Below are 16,828 nucleotides of genomic sequence, written 5' to 3'. Positions count from 1 at the left end.
ACTCCTGAAATCTTAATTTTATTTTAGTGATAAGCATCACTTATCACCAAACTCCCAGGAGAGCCCTCTAAAACAAATTAACCCAGGAAAAATCTGCCCTGCCAAAGTGAACACTAAAGGCAACCATCAAGTTTTCCAGGCACTCAACCAACCACTCAATTTCGCCCCTCACCTTAGTTTCATAATGTTTCAGCATGACAGCAAAACGCCTCGCCATGTGGGCTTTGATCATTTCCAGATTCGGCTTTACCTCACGGCAAAGCAACACAATCTTGAGTAGCAGACCAATTGTAAAAGTAGAACCCAAAATGTTATTCAGATCTACAAAAACAACGTGATGGTTAGGGCGGGTTGGACTGGCAACCAAAAAGTCAAGCAATTGCCCACAGGTTTGCACTAGCAGTGAGTTGCTGGGTCGGAGGTTGTCACTCTGCGGCAGAGTGGTTTCTAGTTGTTCTGCCAGCCAGCGATTAAAGTGGTGTTTGCCGTAGTCCGGCTTTTCGGAGTGCAGAATTGATGCCGTCAGGTAATCATACATCTCCCGCTTCACGTCCCGGTAGGAGGGGGCTTCTTTGCTGTAAGCCACAAATTGCCTTGCCAGATCACGGTAAGTGTGGGGACCTTCTGCTTTACCCACAAACTTTCTGACGGCGGTCTCAACCTGTTTAGGGCTAAGCAGTGTGGGATTTTTGACCTCGCCTTCCTGAGAAGAGGACTTTCGCAGCATATGGGTCATGTAGAGATTGAGGTCTTGCTCAAATTGCCGCTCCCTGGCTTCTTGCATTCGCCTGACGGCTTGTTGCCCTATTTCGCTGGTATCCCAGTTCAAAACACAGTAGGGATAGAGGTAGGGATAGCGAGGAATCAGGTTGCGGATTGGTTCGTTCTTCGGTTCGCTTGCCGCATCGGGAATTTTATCAACGATGCGGGCCCGGTCTTGAAGTTCGGTGTACTGCTCAGTCTGGTTAAACTGACGGATTAGATCCCGCAGGCGTCGGGTAAGGGGGGAGTTTTTTGCCACTGCGTAGGGAGGGCTGAACAGGTTAACCAGTTCAACTGTTGCCTGCCTCAGTTCGGGATGCAACCACCAATAGTTAATCAGAATATAACAGCAGCGGTTCAAGATCAGGGTAAATTCCTGTTCTGCCCAGGGAGAGGTGACAATCCGATGCAGCGCTTCAAGAATCTCTAGGTCGGGGTAATCTTGCCCATCAATGAAGAGATAGCGAAATCGTTCAACTAGGTCCGCTGGAGATTCTTTTTTTCTCAGCTCCAGAAGATGGTTATATAGATATTCGGAGTCGAACCTGAAGTGCCGATAAGAGTAGTTTGACATGGGGAATGCCATTGGAGATGCCTGTCTTGGGTCGTAGCCGTGTAGAGGTTTAGAGCAAACAAAAGCAGATGAGTGATGACAAACGATGAACCAGCAAGGAAATTGACCCTAATTCTGAGCAAATTCTAATTTCGTGTTGCGAGAATTATAAGGTTTCTGTTGTTCGAGAATTAGTAAAATCAGGGACAGTTGCTGAAGTGACCACCCTTAATTAATAAGATAAATTAATTAATAAGAAATTAATAAGATAAAAGTAGGTAAGTGTAATTAAACTAGCTATCCTCTATGGTCCCCTCTGGCACGGGGGATGGCAGCAGCTGGGGGGCTTGCCAGAGATGCCATGTTCAATAATGACTACCGCTATAACTAACAACTTTCCTACTCAAAGTTTTGTAGAAAAATCATGCCGCTATATAGTTGAAATGCTGAATCCCAATGGCTGTCAGTAGCACGGGGAAGGCGGATGTGGGATTTCAACTTTCTCAGTGGAGTTGCAAAGTCTGCGGTTGTTTCGGCAAAGGCTGTAAATTCTGACCAAACGGGTTTACCAGACAATTGCTGGTTCAGCAGGGCAAGCAAATTGTTCCAGTTTGTCCGGATAGTGGTTTGATCCAGTTTTGCGATCGCCGCCTGTTTGGAAATCACCTGAATCCCTTGATGAAATTCGTATCGGGTGTCATGCAGACGCAAAATACTACGTCTGCCAGGCAAATGCAGGTCACAGAAGTGGGTGTAGTCCTGGGTGGCTTCTTTTCGTTCCAGGCGATCGCGGTAACCCAGGGTCAAAACTTGTTCAAAAACAGGGATGATTCCCTCAACCCGCTGGCTCACCTCAGCCCAGTCAAAGGTCAGAGAACCTAACTGATCCTGTTCATTACGGCAAACCACCATAGCCTGCGGTGAGACGGTCTGGAAAAACTGAACCTGAAACACCTGAATCTTTTGGAGTTGGGCCAAGGATGTCCAAAATACTGGTACTCCTGCCTCCTTCAAGTCCTGACCATAGACCGTCAATTCGCCCATGGTTCCGCTGCGGTAGAGCCGCCAGCCCCGGTTAGGTAACAGAAGCCGCGCAGTGTAGGTATCCAGCTTCATGACACGGGCAAGATTTTGGATGGCTACATTTCTGGCGTCTCCTGTAACCGACTCCAGCACCATGAAGCCAGGTTCATTGTTAGAAGGATGGCTGGTTGCCTGGGCGATCGCCCGTCGCCGCTGTTCTTGCTGAAGCGTCTCAACCCGCTGAATCCCCCGCCGCGCTTGAGTGGCTAATTTTGGATTTGTTGCATTGCGCAACAGTTGGCGGTAGGTTTCTTCTGCCGTGTCAAACTTACCGGAAACTTCCTGCAACCTTGCAACATAGAGCTGCACCCAGGGGTTGTCAGGCGATCGCTTCAACAGCTCTTTCAATAAATGGGAAGCCGTTTGATAGTCTCGGCGATCAAAGGCGGCAGCAACTTGGTCGAGCATGGGAATGGGAAGTGAGAGGTGATCTTGCTATTCTTTTGTATCGTATTAGCCTGTTTGATAACAGTTGCTCGACGCATAATTTCAAACAATGCAGTTCAGTTGGTTATAGCCATAGCCACCAGGCTTAGGACGGGGTGCAGGGGTTCCACCCCTGCTTGGGGACTCCGCCCTCACCCCCCATGTTGCAAAATTTAGTGTTTGCAGCATCTGTAGCTCGTCAAGGCTGTTTTGAGGGGTTGAAAACCCTTCAAAACACTCAGGAAATGGATTTTATAGATTTGAGGGGTAGCTCAAATCTATTCTGACGGACTACTAATTTGTAAGAATTTGGCGGCGGAAGCGTACAGCCGGTTCAGCAATTTTATAAGTTTCTCCTTGGTTGTGTGCGGAAATACCCTCTGGCATTAAGCTAGAGGGGTTTTTATTGGAACAGCTCTTCTGCCATGACCTCACTGCATCGAATTCGTCATTTTTCTCGCTCTTTCGTTGTGTTATGGCTACTAATTCTGTGGCCTACTCGCCAGCCGTCTCAGGCAATGCCCTACTCGGATCGGGGCAAGCGGGGCATGGTGGTTTCTGCCCATCCACTGGCAAGCGAAACGGGATTACATATTCTCAAAAAGGGCGGCAATGCTATTGATGCAGCGGTCTCCACAACCTTAGCGATATCGGTGGTTGAGCCCTTTTCGGCTGGAATTGGTGGTGGTGGTTTCTTGTTGCTGCGGTTGGGCCAGACGGGCGAAGTCCAGGCACTGGACTTTCGGGAAAGGGCACCGTTGAAAGCGACTCGAAACCTGTATCTGGATGCCCAGGGAAAGGTGCGCCCCAATGCCAGCACCAGTGGTTACCTGGCAGTAGCCGTACCTGGCACCATTGCAGGACTCCATGAAGTCCATCGGCGTTACGGAAAGCTTTCCTGGAAGGAGGTAGTGGCTCCCTCTATTCGGTTGGCAAGGGATGGATTTCCGGTCAGTCGGCGGTTGTCGGCGGCGATCGCCCGTCAAACAACTCTGCGTCAGAATCCCGCTGCCCAAAAGCTCTTTACCTCCAATGGCGATCCTTTAGAACCTGGAGGAATTCTGATCCAGAAAGATCTGGCGCAGACACTCCAGGAAATTGCTCAAAATCCTCAAAGTTTTTATACCGGCAAGATTGGGGCCGCGATCGCCCGCGATATGGCTGTGAATGGAGGCTTGATTAGTCTGGAAGACCTGAAGCGTTACCGTCCCATCTGGCGTGATCCGGTATGCGGCTCCTTTCGCGTCTATCAGGTCTGCTCTATGCCGCCCCCCTCTTCGGGCGGTATTCTCCTGCTGCAAATTCTCAACATGATTGGCGATACGGACTTAAAGTCCATGGGCTGGCACCATCCAGACGCCTTACATCTCCTGGTGGAAGCGATGAAAATGGCCTACGCCGATCGCGCCACCTATCTGGGAGATCCCGATTTTACTAATGTCCCAGTCCAGGCATTAATCAGTCCAACCTATGCCAGGCAGCGGCGACAGGAAATTGATGGGCAGAAAGCCCGTCCCTCCAGCCAGGTGAAACCAGGCAACCCTGCCCAGTTGCAAAATCTTTTAATAACCAGAGCACTTCACAGTGAACATCCCTCTGCATTCCCTCCACCCCCTCACCCTTCTACTCCCTTACCCCTCTACCCTCCCACTCTCCCCCTCCCCACCCTTGCCTATGGGCTGTTCCCAACACGAGAATCCCCAGAGACGAGCCACCTCAGTGTTGCGGATCAGGATGGTAATGCAGTCAGCCTTACCTTTACAGTGAATTTAGGATTTGGGGCAGGAGTCGTGGTTCCCGGTACAGGTATTGTTTTGAATAACGAAATGGATGATTTTGCGATCGCCCCCAATGTTCCCAATGCCTTTGGTCTGGTGGGCGGTGAGGCTAATGCGATCGCTCCCGGTAAAACGCCCCTTTCCAGCATGACACCAACCATCGTGACCGAAAATGGAGCGCTGCGAATGGTGGTTGGTGCTCCGGGTGGCAGCACGATTATTACTACAGTGTTGCAAGCTATCTTGAATGTACTGGTGTACGAGATGGATGTAAAACCGGCGATCGCCGCTCCCCGATTGCATCACCAGTGGCTTCCCGACCAACTAAGAATGGAACGCTGGGGCTTTGACTATCTCACCCTGGCAGACCTGCACCGCCGTGGGCATCAACTTTCCGAAAGCGCCCCCTGGGGTAATGCTCAGGCGATCGTCCGCACTTCCGATGGTTGGCTGGAAGGAGCCGCCGACCCACGTGGCGAAGGAGCAGCCTACGGGTTTTAAATTATAGCTCTACGCGGGTGCGTTAGGACATTGGAATTAGAGAGGGAGTGGGGGCTTCGCCCCCAGCCAGGGGTGGAACCCCTGCACCCCGTCCTGACCATAATGACTACCGCTATATCAATCAACTTTGAGTAGTCCCCGGTGGAGGCGATCGAATACCTGGTTGATCAGTGTCTTTTCTTCCGTCGTCAGAGTTGTCAGCGACAGGAATAACCGCTGGTCGGCACGGGTAATGCGACGGGAGGCAAAAATTCGGTCAACGGTTTCCATCAAAAGGCAAGAGGGAACTGGGGCTTGCATAGGTTTAAGAGGGCAACTCAACTGTCTTCAGTATGCGCCTCTCCTTCAATCAACTGAGTGATGGTTGGATGTCGTTTGGTGTGACAATTCAGTTGATTTTTCGTGATCTCAGTCAAGGAGCAATTGGAGTTGCCAGTGATTCCTGACTATTCAACAAGTGGTTGATGGTGTTGACTACCCGTTGGGCAGAACCAGTCAGGAACGGGCGATCGAGCGTATCGGGTGTATCGCTGGGCTGGTGATAGTGGGGATTGCGAAAGTTAGCGGTGTCTGTCACCATGACGGCACCGATGTTGGCATACCAGAAGGGAGCATGGTCGCTACGCAGCAAATCGGGGGTCAGTAATCCTTTCAAGGGGACAGGCAAGGTTAAAACGGGTGGCAGAGAGGATGGGTTGTTGGTTGGAAAAGAGTCGATTTGAAACGCATTTAACAATGGCAAATGCTCCTGATCGCCAATGATGGCTAGAAAATCTCCACGATTGGTGGAAGGTTTTTCGGGCAATCCTTCTGGGTAGCTCTGGCAACCTTCTGCGTGACAGGCATAGCCCAACATCTCCAGGTTGATGACTCCACTTAAATTAACCAGATTGGCCGATTCTGATGTAAAGGCGAAACTTCCTAAAAGTCCCTGCTCTTCTTGATCAAAGAAAGCTATTTGGAGCGATCGCACCGTCTTTTGGGGACCCAATAACCGGGCAATTTCGAGAGCTGTGGCGATCGCGCTGGCATTATCGTCTGCACCGGGAGAATCCCGAACCGTGTCGTAATGGGCCGTCACCAGAAGAGTTCCGGCCTTGGCGTCGGTTCCCGGTCTGTTAGCAACCAGATTAACTCCCCCTGCAAACGATTGGCTCTGGGGTTGCCATCCATACGCTTTCAATATTTGAGTCAGATAGTCACGGGCACGGGTGCGATCGCGGGATTGATACCGTTCAAAATTCAACGCCTGAATATGCTGAAACAATCGCTCTGGCTCAACCATAGGAGAAGGGGAAGGAACCGGAGTAGACAATCTGGGAGGAACAACAGGGGGCGCAGAAGGGGCAGGTGTACCAGAAGTTGCCGGGGTTGAAGTTGGAGTGCAGGCGGCGATCGCCACCAGAACACAACCGAATAAAACCTGAAGGAAACGATACCTCAACGCTTCTATGACCAACCTTTCCAGAAGTTTGAAGAAAGTCATGCCAAACATAGAGCGATCCTATAGCGATCGCCACCAGGCTGAGGACGGGGTGCAGGGGTGGAATCCCTGGCTTGGGGCTTCGCCCCAACCCCCCTTTAAAGCCAATGTCCTGAGCAAACTGGCTACAGCTATAACTTAAACCTCCGAGATTTGGCAGAATGCTTAAATCCTGATTCTAAGTCGTAACCGCCTCATGCTCAATCATGAATACATTGGCATAAAGGCTGGCTATAATTTGCTGCCCCTGCTGAGTCAGGGAAAGATAGCGCAGCGCATCTTGAATGTAGGGGTACACACCCTTCCAGTAAAACTGGGGGTAATTCCGGCGCAAATCTCCGGGGTTGCGGTATCCCAGCGCTTTGTTGACTCCCGTTTCTTCAAATTCATAGAATAGGGCTGGGATTTTTCTTAAATAACGCAGGTCGCTGAGCTGACCGATCAGATCAGAAGCTCTGACCAGCCCTGGAAAATGAACGGTATCCTGATGATCCTCGACTGAAGGAACCGGAAATCGGGTTAGCTCCATATTTTTCTTGATAATTTCGGGGTCAATCAGTTTGTGGCCTCCGAATCGCTCCTGGATAAAGAGTTTTCCGCGATCAACGTGGTAAGGTGTGAGGCTGGCATCCGTTGAACCGGGCGGAAGTGAAATCAATGCTCCGTCCAGCCCGGTTGCACAGAGGTTGTCCCGGTCTTCCCGGCATACTCCCCGAACATAGCCAATATCGTGACAAACGAGGGAAATAATGAAGTGCAGCCAATCTTCCGGGCTGATTCCCCCCTCTCGAATGTGTTTACCATGTAAAATTTCTTGCCCAACCAGCGTGACTAGAATCGTGTGTTCAACGTCGTGATACAGGGCATCGCTGTTGGCAATGTTCTCTAACGCCATGTTGCCTGCCCAGGCGAGGATGTCGGCATAGTCAGATTTGAGGCTGCCGTAAGTGCGGCTGTAACCTGCTTTCAGTTGCTGCACAAAGGCGTTGATGAGAATTTCGGTGGCGTTGAACATTGTCAGATACTCCATGCAATCCACCAACAGCAGATTGAATCAGGGTTCATATTCTTACTATGCCTTGCACTTTTAGCGAGTGAGGTGATAGTGCAGGTAGAAATTGGTGATTGCCCTCCAGGAAATCAGTGATGGCAACAGGTACATCGAGTGATTCGCGAATCATTAATCTGTGATCTGTTAGGATGGGCACGCAAGCTTTGCCCATCCAGGGGGTTCAATCAACCATGGGATGGGCAAGCTTTGCTTTGTCTCTGTGGATGAACTAGACAGGTCTTCGGTGAGCCTACCAAACTATCTAGTTCGGTTTGATTTTTGGATACCGTTTTCAGTATCTCAGGAATAGATCTGGACTCTTCTTTGGCACACTCGGTGAATTCTCATTCACTGACTCTGGCACTGAAGAGTGCAGGAAGAAACACAGACAACCCGAAAACCGATGTTATTGTTTCTGTTACCGGGCACGTTCCTGTTGCGGTTGGCAGAGCGGCAGTTTCCAGGATTGTTGTACCAGGAGCCGCCCCGCAGCACACGATAGCGATCGTCACCATTGGTCAACCAGGCGCTGCCGTCGGCGGGTGCGCCCTTATAGGAGGGATGCCAGTGATCCAGACACCATTCCCAAACGTTGCCATGCATATCAGACAGACCAAAGGTGTTGACCACGCCAAAACTGCCGACTTCGGTGGTCTTCTGGCGATATTCACCCGTGTTCCCTTCGCCATAGGTGTAGGTGCCGTTGTAGTTTGCCAGTTCTGGGTCAAGGGTCTCGCCAAAGTGGAAGGGAGTTGTGGTTCCAGCTCGACAGGCATACTCCCACTCGGCTTCGGAGGGCAGTCGATACTCTTTTCCAGTGTGTTTGGACAGGCGATCGCAGAATTCCATCGCCTCAATCCAGGACACGATTTCTACCGGGCGGTTGTCGCCTTTGAAGTTGGCTGGGTCAGGGCTTAGATAGTGGTTGATCTGAGGCAGGGTTGACACAAAACGCCACTGGGTCTGGGTAATGGGGAACTGGCTGATGGTAAAAGGCGGTACGGTGACGGAGTGCTGCGCTTCCACATCCACCCCTTCCAGTTCGGGATAGGCGTACCTGTACCAGTCTCGCCCTTCTTCATCGGAGGGTGACCCCATGGGAAACGTGCCCCCCGGAATTGCCACTAGATCCAGGGTTAAATCTTCAGTCAGCGGTTCTTTCCAGACAGGGATAGATTTTACCTGGGGCAACACCTGTCCTGCTTTCAATTCCACGATCAGCATGGGGACTGGCTCGCCGCTGAGGGCACCAATCAGGCTCAGGGCTCTGGCCACCCCCTGGCGAATCGGTAAGGGTTGGGCATCGTTTTCCAGGATTTTCAATAATTCTGCTTTTCCAGTTTGCATCCAGCCCAGGGCTTCCGCTGCACTGCGCCGCACAGCCAGTTCTTCATTGGGGTCAGTCAGGAGGGCCAGGAGAGCCTGGCTGCCGATTCTCAGTTTTCCTAATGCCTGAGCCGCTGCCTGTCGGGCTTGCAGGGTCTGGTTCTGGTTTTCTAACATGCCTACCAGACTGGGCTCTGCCATGCAGGCGGAGTTGCCCCGGTTGCCTAAATCCTCAGCGGCACGAATTCGGTACTCCAGCTCCGGGGCTGAAAGTTCTGAAATCAGCAGACGAATCCGGCGTTTCTCCTGGGCCAGCCGCAGTTCTTCGGGGTCTAATCCGGCTTTGCAGGCGAGTTCCTCTGGTACAAAGGCTGGAATTCGGTCTGAAGTTTGGGACTCCTGTTGCTTCACCAGACAGCAGTCCCGCACTGCCAGCAAAAATCCTTGAATGGCTTCTGGAGTTTCGTTGCCCGCCTGCTGTTTCTGATCAATGGATGCCAGGAACTGACGCCACTTTTCGGCGGGGGCAGCCCGGTTGGATTGGGATTCCACCAGAAAATCAGGTGCAGTCTGGCGGGAGGGAGAAAGGAACCATTCCACTAACCAGATGGCAGCCAGATACTCTGCCAGCGGATCGAGAATCATGCGGAGTTTGTTGCCTGGCTCCCTGGTCTGGAGCAGACGGAGCCGTTGTTCCAGGTATTGCAACCGCTTTTCTGCTTCTACCGCAGTTGACTGGGTCGCTAAGGCGGCGATCGCGGTCTTTCTTTCTGCATCGATGGGACGATAGGTTCGTTGCAAGCATTGCCAGGCGATCGCCTGAGCATCGCGTTGAACCTGGCGGTCATCCAGCCGAGTGTCTGGCTCAATGGTCCGATTCAACTGATTCAGATAACTGAGCATCAGGTCGGGAACAGAGTCGGGTAGGGTTCCACTCGCTCCCTCCTGTTGTTGAATGGTTTGATCGGCATAGAGCCGGGCCAGCAGAATGGTGATATTGCGTTGCCCTACCATGCGAGACAGGCGGCGACAGATATCAAAGTAGTCTTCATCTTCAAACAGGTGCCGTTTCCCTTTTGCCGTCAGATAGGCATTGATAAATTCGGAGAGGCGATTTCCTTCGACGCGTAATGGTTCCAAGATCACGGTGGCACTGCCCAGCGGCTCTTGCAATCGAGATGTGACCAGCAGGGCATGGATGGGAAATTCCTGGATCGGCAGGACGGATTTTATGGCGGGTTGGTTCAGACATTTCCGACAGGTGATCGACAATCACCAGCAATCGCCTCTTGCGCAACAGGGCTGTCACCAGAGGTTGATCGAGTGGCTCTGCGGCAGCAATGAGAACCTGCAGCGGAAATGGGCATATCCTGAAGGAGTCGGTGTTGGAGGATTGAGTCTGATGCCTGGTCCTGCCCTTCCCGCCCTGATTGTGAGTGAATCCGAGCGTCGCGAACTAGAGCGGTTGGTGAAGCGACCGAGTACACCCCAACAACTGGCATTGCGAGCGCAGATCATTCTGCGTGCCAGCCAGGGGAGACAGCCAAGGTCAGATTGCTCGAGAGCTCGGCATCGGGGAGCAGATGAGTCGCTGTTGGCGGCGGTGCTGGCAAGCGCTACAGACCTGTGAGTTGCCAGTGTCGGAGCGCTTAGCCGATGCCCCCCGTCCCGGTGCCCCCGCCACGTTTACCTTGGAGCAAATCACTCAACTCTATGCCCTCGCTTGTACCCCGCCCGAGCACTCTGGACGCCCCATCAGTCACTGGACCCCTCCAGAGTTAGCCGATGAACTGGTCAAACAAGGCCTTGTAGCGCGGATCAGTGGTCGCCATGTCAGGCGTTTGTTAGCCGAAGCCGAACTGAAACCGTACCAGAGTCCCTACTGGCTTCATCCCCCCCCCGACCCGGACTTTGCCACCAAAGTCCAAGACATCTGCCAGGTCTACGAACAAGTGGCTGCGCGGGCCGAACGTGGGGAGATGACCTACAGTCTTGATGAAATGACGGGCATCCAAGCCTTGGAGCGCGTGATGCCGGATATTGAGATGAAACCCGGACGCTGTGTGCGGGTGGAATTTGAGTACCAGCGTCATGGCACCCAAAGCCTGATTGCCACCTTGAATGTCGCCACTGGACGCATTGACCAGGCGACTGTGGGCGACACCCGAACCGAGCAAGATTTAGCGGCTCATCTCGACGCCCTACTCGCCCAAGTCACCGATGCCCCTAAAATTCATCTGGTCATGGACTGTCTCAACACCCACCAATCGGTAGCTCTGGTGCCACTGGCGGTCGCCCTGGAACCCGAACCACCGCCGTTAGGGTGCAAAGGCAAATCCGGCATCCTGAAATCGATGGCCACCCGGGCTGCTTTCTTGAGCAATCCACAGCACCGCCTGGTCATACATTTCACCCCAAAGCATTGCTCCTGGCTCAACCCAATCGAAATCTGGTTCTCCATTCTCAGGCGCAAGTGGCTGCGACGGGCCAGTTTCACTAGTCAAGCTCAGCTCAGCGCCAAGATTCTTGACTTCATCGACTACTTCAATCGCACCATGGCCAAACCTTTCAAGTGGAACTATACGGGCAAGCCTCTGACCTCATGACAGCTATGTGTTGTTATGCCGCTGGGTAATAGCTTTGATAACCACGTCGAATCGCCGTGCCCATAGCCTTTGCACAGAAAAAATCGCAATACGTCCAGTCTATTGCAGTTAGTAATTCTTTCAATCCCTACTTGTATTCTCTTGACCGTTCCTTGCCTGTCTTCCGAATGGTTCTGGCGGAAGAGGAGTGGTGCTGAATATAGCCCTTTTCAAGCGTGTGAAGTATAGTGAGGGGGCCAGAGTACCCTCACTGTACCTGAGCTCCCGTACCTCATTCAAATGAAAACCGCTATAGCAGTAGGATGTGCATTGCCGACCCTGTCTGGATTGAAGCTCTCTACCTGTTTAAACTGCTGTAGCTTGATCAATCTGATGCACTTCGGTACTGGATAGGGAAATTTTCAGAGCTTGGAGCGAATCTGTAATACTCTGGGGTCTACTGGCTCCGGGAATGGGAAGAATGCAAGCGGACTTTGCCCGTAGCCATGCCAGTGCGATGCAATAAACCGAAACGCCCTTTTCTTGAGCCAGTTGGGCGATCGCTCCAATTTCCTGTAACTGTCCAACTCTCCGGCTTCCACCCAGCGGGCTCCAGGGGAAAAACGTCAACCCTTCCTGTTCACAGTATTCCAGCACACCATCAAACTCTGGCTGGCGGTTCCAGGGGTTGTACTGATTCTGTACAGACACAATTTCTACAACCTGGCGGGCACGCTTAATTTGCTCAACAGAGAAGTTGGAAACTCCCAAGAAGCGAACGATGCCCTGCTCAACGGCTTCCTTGGCTGGTGCCAGAGCTTCTTCAATCGTGTATTCCGGGTCAGGTGCGTGATATTGCCAGACATCGATCGGTTTCTCACCCCCCAGCGCTTCAAAGCTGAGGCGAATTGTCTCTCGCAAATGCTGGGGATTGCCATTGCGAGTCCAGGCTCCATGAGGACGCATTAGCCCCCCTTTGGTGGCAATCACAACCTGGTCGGTGTTTCCCTTATACTGCTGAAGCGCTTTGTGGATCAGGCGTTCATTATGGTGTTTGTCTGATTCATCGAGACAGTAAGAATCCGCTGTGTCAATCAGGGTAACGCCCAGGTCGAGGGCACAATGGATGGTTGCGATCGCCTGCGCTTCTGGGGGACGGTTGCTCAATGACATTGGCATCCCGCCTAATCCAATTGCACTGACCTGAACATCGGTATTTCCTAAATTTCTGGTTTCCATTTCACTTTCTGCCTTCGCCCCTGCGCTATCGCCTGCTGTATCTTCAACTTTATAGCGATAACCACTAGGTTTAGAACGGGGTGCAGGGGTGGAACCCCTGGCTGGGGGCGCAGCCCCCACTCCCTCTCTAATTCCAACGTCCTAACGCACCCGCCTAGAGCTATAATGTTCGTACACATCCCCTCCAACTTTTATGGGGCGTTGCTGAATTTGGGTATGAAATAGGTGCTGTATGCTCGAAACTTCGTCTCGATTCATATTGCTTTTCAGCAACGCGTTTTATGGTTTGTGTGCCCACGCTTGCCCATAAGAATGGGGCTGCAAAAGGTAGACCGATTGCTACACGTCAGAAATCAACACCACGTTTAAGGTCAACTCCCTTTTCCGCATAGTGCTTGTGGCAGATCATTTCTGAGTGAATGCTGGCGAGGTCGAAATAGGCGGGGGAATTTTTGCAGCGGCCAGTAATAATAATTTCAGTGTCGCGGGGTTTACGCAGAAGTGCCTGAACAATTGGTTCTTCGGGTAGTAGCTCCAGATCCACGGTAGGGTTTAGTTCATCCAGAATGATGGTTTTGTAGAGCCCGGAAGCGATCGCGGCTCTGGCAATTTCCCAGCCCCGCTCGGCTTCCACATAGTCCAGCTCTTGCTGCTGCCCACGCCAGACGATGGCATCCCGCCCACAGCGCTGGTGATCCACCAGATTGGGATAGCTTTGACTCAAGGCTGCGATCGCCGCATCTTCCGTGTAACCCGAACCACCTTTGAGCCATTGCATAATCAGTACCCGGTGAGATTTATCCTGGCTGATGCCCCTCCCAATAGCCTGCAAAGCTTTGCCCAGGGCACTGGTCGATTTACCCTTTCCGGCTCCTGTATAAATTTCAATGCCTTCAATGCCCTGTTCTTTTGCCGTTGGGTGATAGTGGGGGCGCATTTCAGAGTGCAGATCTGCAATATCCAGCAATGCCTGAGGAGCTGCCCGACCTGTGGCAATGATTTCCATATGCTCTGGTTTGCGTTTGAGGGTGGCAACAACCTCATCCACCGGCAACAGACCAAGATCAAGCACCGGGTTCAATTCATCCAGCACCACGACTGAGTAAAGACCGGAAGCGATCGCCCCCTTTGCCACATCCCAGCCACGCTCAGCTTCCATTTTGTCGAATCGAGTGATATCCCCCGGCCCAAAAAACTCAGCCCGACCGGTCCGTACCTGGTCAATCAGATGGGGAAAACCCAGTTGCAGAGCTTCAATCGCCGCGTCCTCATCATAGGTCCGTCCTGGACCTTTCAGAAAGCGTAATAACAGAACCCGTGTCTGCCAGTCGGAGTGAATTCCCAGACCAATCGAACGCAGCACAACACCCAGCGCTGCCTGAGATTTTCCCTTTCCAGCACCGTCATAGACATGGATCTGACCTGTAATGCGCTCAGACCGCATCATAGCCGTGCGGATTCCAATGCCGGTTCGTACCATAGACTTGAATGCGTACTGCTGTTTCATCCTAACGAAAATAGCTCTCAATCGGTGATTCCGACTGAGAGTTTACGCTATATCTAGCGCCTTGAGTCGTTAAAACCCTGGATCTTTTCTACATATACTGCAATGTCTTGTAATCTGCTAAGCGATCGCCGCTGTTACAACCTTGCTATATCTACGCTTTAGACGAATCGATGCGTTGTAAGCCTTGAACTCCAAAAAAGATTCCGGATCAATTGAGGGGTTGTTGAGCCTGATCTGGCTGGCTGTAGTGTGGGGATTGAGCCTGCCAATCGCTAAAACCTGTTCGTAGGCTTCGATGAAGGTAAAGCCTTCTCTTACCAGGTACTGAACGATGAGTTCAACTAACCTTTTATAAAGCTGCATCTGGGCTGCCTTGGCTTTCCCCTTTGGATAGTGCTTTTGAGTCAAGCCCATTGAGGTGTGTGACTCTGGTACTGCTTCAAGGGTGGAAGTAAATCGGTTATCTGTACAGGCACGCGCAGCAGAATATTGAGAAGCGCACGGAGCAGACCTATGGGGGCGAGTAGGAACTGACATAACAAAGACCTTAATGTTCACGTGTTCATAGAGTGAACATCAAAGTTGTGTGTATCAATTCCCCATGGAGCTGGTACCCAATATGGGTGATTCTTACACAGTACTCCGTAGATTCAGCCCACGCATAGCAGCCTTGCGGCTTTCAAAAACTTGCAAAACTGCGTGGGTAATCGTTTCAATAACGGTGCGATCGCAAGAGGCCAGAAATTCTTCCGCTGCCCGAACTCCGTTATAAAATTCCTTCGTCAGTAAGGCTTCATCCATCATTTTCCAGGCTTCATCGGCGGCCTTGCGGGCTGCATCTGCCTGTTTAAAGAACTCCTTCGCCTGAACCAGAAGCCGACGTGCCTCATTAAACCCAATGGATTTGATCATGAAGGTAGCAACCGGAGAGTTCTTAATGTCATAGGAAGATGACTCACTCCGACCCTTCTCCAGCAGTCCCAGCACTTCCCACTCTAAATCGGTTTCAGGCGGATGGGGCATCACTTCAACCGTCGGCAGAAAGTTTTCCAACTGGGCTACGGTCAAACCCCGGAAAGGCAGTTCTCCCATCATGGTTGCCAGGGGGATGTCGCGCCCAATCCGCCAGGATAGAGCTTCGATTACCGCAATGGACAGTAGCTTGCTACCCAGATAAAGGCGAGCAATTTCGAGGTTTTTTCCCGTTCGGGCAATCAATTGCCGGAAAGTAGCCTCATCGGGTTCATTCTGGAACCGTTGAAATACAAGCTCTGGTCTCAGGAAGTGCATGAAGCCTTCCATCTTCTTGAGCGAGTCCCGGTAACCATTAACCGTGTAAGAGTTCGTATTCGTCAGGTCGTGATTGGTTTCTGGTAACAGGTTCCAGGTGTTGTTCAAGAAATCAGCGGAGGAGGGGTAGGCAAAATTTTCCACATCTCGATTGGCCAGACGAACGGAGCGCTTCACAATTGTGATGATATCGTCTTCGCTCCAGTTAAAGCCAAACATCTGGCTGGTTTGGAGGAGACGCCCAAAGAGGCGATCGCTGGCACTCGATCCAGCCTCTGACCTCTCCCGAAATGGAATGGTTGCTTCAACACAGGCCACAATCTGTGCAATTGTCTCAGGAGAGAGGGAGTGTTCCAGGCATTTGGCTGCAATCAGCGCACTGAGAAACTCATTCTGTCCAGCCGTGGGGATTAGTGCCTGACCGACGGTTAACCCGAAAATTTGAACCACCATTTCAAACATCGTATCGCTCGGAAGTTCCAGGCGATCGCGAATAATTAGTTGTCCGTTGATTTCCTTTATAAAGGGAGAAATATAAGCACTGATGTTAACACTGACTCCCTGATCGACCTGGACGTAAACCAGGTCATGAAACAGCGCCGCCAGCACCTCGATCGCATCTCCCGTCTCTCCCACTTCAAAAATGTGTTCAGGAGTGTGAAAGTAGCGCCAAGGCCCCGTCATCGTCTGAATGATGAGTTCAGCCGTTCTGGCAATACGGACGGGATCGGCTTTACCACCAAGCTGCTGAATTGCCCAATTCAATCGCTCCAGGCATCGCTCCTGGTCTTGCTCTAATCCCTGATGCCTTTCAAGCTCCATAAAATTGCTCCACTTTTAGAGATGAGCGTAATGGATGAAATTCCCCGCATGGTACTGGGAAAGACTCAAGACATGCGGTTATTTTTAATAGCACTAAACAAATTCTGTCTAGTCAACGAGTCAAGCGTTTGGCTCTCCTGAGAGTTTAGTAAGTCGATAGGCGCGATTATAGCGATAGCCACCAGACTAAGGACGAGGTGCAGGGGTGGACTCCTTGGTTAGAGGCGCAGATCCCAACTCCCCATGTTGCAAAATTTAGTACTTGAAACACTAAATCAAGAATTCCCCATTCGAAGGGGGAATTCCTATTTCTAGTTTGCTGAAAGCAAAGACAGAGTTGTTTGCTTATATTTTTTATATAGCGATCCGATTTGGATTGCGAGAAAGGATTCCTGCGGAGTCCTTTCTCGCAAAGCCTCTCA

14 protein-coding genes are annotated in these 16,828 nt (G+C 51.6%); 4 read left to right on the top strand and 10 right to left on the bottom strand.

Annotated elements, in window-relative coordinates:
• Positions 1-67 precede the first annotated feature (67 nt).
• Both P4D80_RS05325 and P4D80_RS05320 read right to left on the bottom strand, forming a co-directional pair.
• Positions 68-1,336 (bottom strand): hypothetical protein, encoded by a 1,269-nt coding sequence (locus P4D80_RS05325; protein WP_421657884.1) that lies wholly within the window; start codon positions 1,334-1,336, stop codon positions 68-70.
• A gap of 378 nt (positions 1,337-1,714) precedes the next feature.
• Complete coding sequence (locus P4D80_RS05320) at positions 1,715-2,806, bottom strand: tetratricopeptide repeat protein (RefSeq protein WP_421657882.1); 1,092 nt, start codon at positions 2,804-2,806, stop codon at positions 1,715-1,717.
• Between the two features lie 443 nt (positions 2,807-3,249).
• Here P4D80_RS05320 and ggt point away from each other — a divergent pair, with 443 nt between their 5' ends.
• Positions 3,250-5,103 carry a gamma-glutamyltransferase gene (gene ggt, locus P4D80_RS05315; RefSeq protein WP_421657881.1) on the top strand — a complete coding sequence of 618 codons (1,854 nt, stop codon included), beginning with the start codon at positions 3,250-3,252 and terminating at the stop codon, positions 5,101-5,103.
• Positions 5,104-5,220: 117 nt separating this feature from the next.
• Here the strand turns inward: ggt and P4D80_RS05310 are convergent, their stop codons facing one another.
• Positions 5,221-5,403, bottom strand: a complete 183-nt coding sequence (locus P4D80_RS05310) for a hypothetical protein (protein ID WP_421657880.1) — start codon at positions 5,401-5,403, stop codon at positions 5,221-5,223.
• Positions 5,404-5,515: 112 nt separating this feature from the next.
• A complete protein-coding gene (locus tag P4D80_RS05305; RefSeq protein ID WP_421657879.1) occupies positions 5,516-6,547 on the bottom strand; it encodes a M28 family peptidase in 1,032 nt (343 codons plus the stop codon).
• A gap of 7 nt (positions 6,548-6,554) precedes the next feature.
• Here P4D80_RS05305 and P4D80_RS05300 point away from each other — a divergent pair, with 7 nt between their 5' ends.
• Entirely contained in the window at positions 6,555-6,728 is a 174-nt protein-coding gene (locus P4D80_RS05300) for a hypothetical protein (protein ID WP_421657878.1), read from the top strand.
• 36 nt (positions 6,729-6,764) lie between these two features.
• Here P4D80_RS05300 and P4D80_RS05295 read toward each other — a convergent pair whose 3' ends face one another.
• Together P4D80_RS05295 and P4D80_RS05290 are read right to left on the bottom strand one after the other, a co-directional pair.
• Positions 6,765-7,616: an Npun_R2479 family HD domain-containing metalloprotein gene (locus P4D80_RS05295; RefSeq protein WP_421657876.1), complete on the bottom strand. Its 852-nt coding sequence runs from the start codon at positions 7,614-7,616 to the stop codon at positions 6,765-6,767.
• 369 nt (positions 7,617-7,985) lie between these two features.
• A complete protein-coding gene (locus P4D80_RS05290; RefSeq protein ID WP_421657875.1) occupies positions 7,986-10,235 on the bottom strand; it encodes an SUMF1/EgtB/PvdO family nonheme iron enzyme in 2,250 nt (749 codons plus the stop codon).
• Between the two features lie 130 nt (positions 10,236-10,365).
• On the opposite strand from P4D80_RS05290, the gene P4D80_RS05285 reads away from it, so the two are divergent.
• Together P4D80_RS05285 and P4D80_RS05280 are read left to right on the top strand one after the other, a co-directional pair.
• Complete coding sequence (locus P4D80_RS05285; protein ID WP_421657874.1) at positions 10,366-10,593, top strand: hypothetical protein; 228 nt, start codon at positions 10,366-10,368, stop codon at positions 10,591-10,593.
• Positions 10,547-11,569, top strand: a complete 1,023-nt coding sequence (locus tag P4D80_RS05280; protein WP_421657872.1) for an IS630 family transposase — start codon at positions 10,547-10,549, stop codon at positions 11,567-11,569. The genes P4D80_RS05285 and P4D80_RS05280 overlap by 47 nt, the downstream gene beginning before the upstream one ends.
• A gap of 345 nt (positions 11,570-11,914) precedes the next feature.
• Here the strand turns inward: P4D80_RS05280 and P4D80_RS05275 are convergent, their stop codons facing one another.
• From P4D80_RS05275 to P4D80_RS05260, 4 genes are all read right to left on the bottom strand, one after another.
• Positions 11,915-12,907, bottom strand: a complete 993-nt coding sequence (locus P4D80_RS05275; RefSeq protein ID WP_421657871.1) for an aldo/keto reductase — start codon at positions 12,905-12,907, stop codon at positions 11,915-11,917.
• 226 nt (positions 12,908-13,133) lie between these two features.
• On the bottom strand, positions 13,134-14,294 hold the full coding sequence (locus P4D80_RS05270) for a cob(I)yrinic acid a,c-diamide adenosyltransferase (protein WP_421657869.1): 1,161 nt from the start codon (positions 14,292-14,294) through the stop codon (positions 13,134-13,136).
• 117 nt (positions 14,295-14,411) lie between these two features.
• On the bottom strand, positions 14,412-14,831 hold the full coding sequence (locus P4D80_RS05265; protein WP_421657867.1) for a hypothetical protein: 420 nt from the start codon (positions 14,829-14,831) through the stop codon (positions 14,412-14,414).
• A gap of 93 nt (positions 14,832-14,924) precedes the next feature.
• Positions 14,925-16,406 carry a hypothetical protein gene (locus tag P4D80_RS05260; protein WP_421657866.1) on the bottom strand — a complete coding sequence of 494 codons (1,482 nt, stop codon included), beginning with the start codon at positions 16,404-16,406 and terminating at the stop codon, positions 14,925-14,927.
• Between the last annotated feature and the right edge of the window lie 422 nt (positions 16,407-16,828).

It is taken from the genome of Leptothermofonsia sp. ETS-13 (assembly GCF_049200465.1).
GTDB lineage: Bacteria > Cyanobacteriota > Cyanobacteriia > Leptolyngbyales > Leptolyngbyaceae > Leptothermofonsia.
This window is presented reverse-complemented; position numbering and strand designations above follow the sequence as displayed.

Coding starts and splice junctions, on each gene's coding strand:
- P4D80_RS05325 (WP_421657884.1), bottom strand. CDS start 1,336: ATGTCAAACTACTCTTATCGGCACTTCAGGTTCGACTCCGAATATCTA.
- P4D80_RS05320 (WP_421657882.1), bottom strand. CDS start 2,806: ATGCTCGACCAAGTTGCTGCCGCCTTTGATCGCCGAGACTATCAAACG.
- ggt (WP_421657881.1), top strand. CDS start 3,250: ATGACCTCACTGCATCGAATTCGTCATTTTTCTCGCTCTTTCGTTGTG.
- P4D80_RS05310 (WP_421657880.1), bottom strand. CDS start 5,403: ATGCAAGCCCCAGTTCCCTCTTGCCTTTTGATGGAAACCGTTGACCGA.
- P4D80_RS05300 (WP_421657878.1), top strand. CDS start 6,555: ATGACCAACCTTTCCAGAAGTTTGAAGAAAGTCATGCCAAACATAGAG.
- P4D80_RS05295 (WP_421657876.1), bottom strand. CDS start 7,616: ATGGAGTATCTGACAATGTTCAACGCCACCGAAATTCTCATCAACGCC.
- P4D80_RS05285 (WP_421657874.1), top strand. CDS start 10,366: ATGCCTGGTCCTGCCCTTCCCGCCCTGATTGTGAGTGAATCCGAGCGT.
- P4D80_RS05280 (WP_421657872.1), top strand. CDS start 10,547: ATGAGTCGCTGTTGGCGGCGGTGCTGGCAAGCGCTACAGACCTGTGAG.
- P4D80_RS05270 (WP_421657869.1), bottom strand. CDS start 14,294: ATGAAACAGCAGTACGCATTCAAGTCTATGGTACGAACCGGCATTGGA.
- P4D80_RS05265 (WP_421657867.1), bottom strand. CDS start 14,831: ATGTCAGTTCCTACTCGCCCCCATAGGTCTGCTCCGTGCGCTTCTCAA.
- P4D80_RS05260 (WP_421657866.1), bottom strand. CDS start 16,406: ATGGAGCTTGAAAGGCATCAGGGATTAGAGCAAGACCAGGAGCGATGC.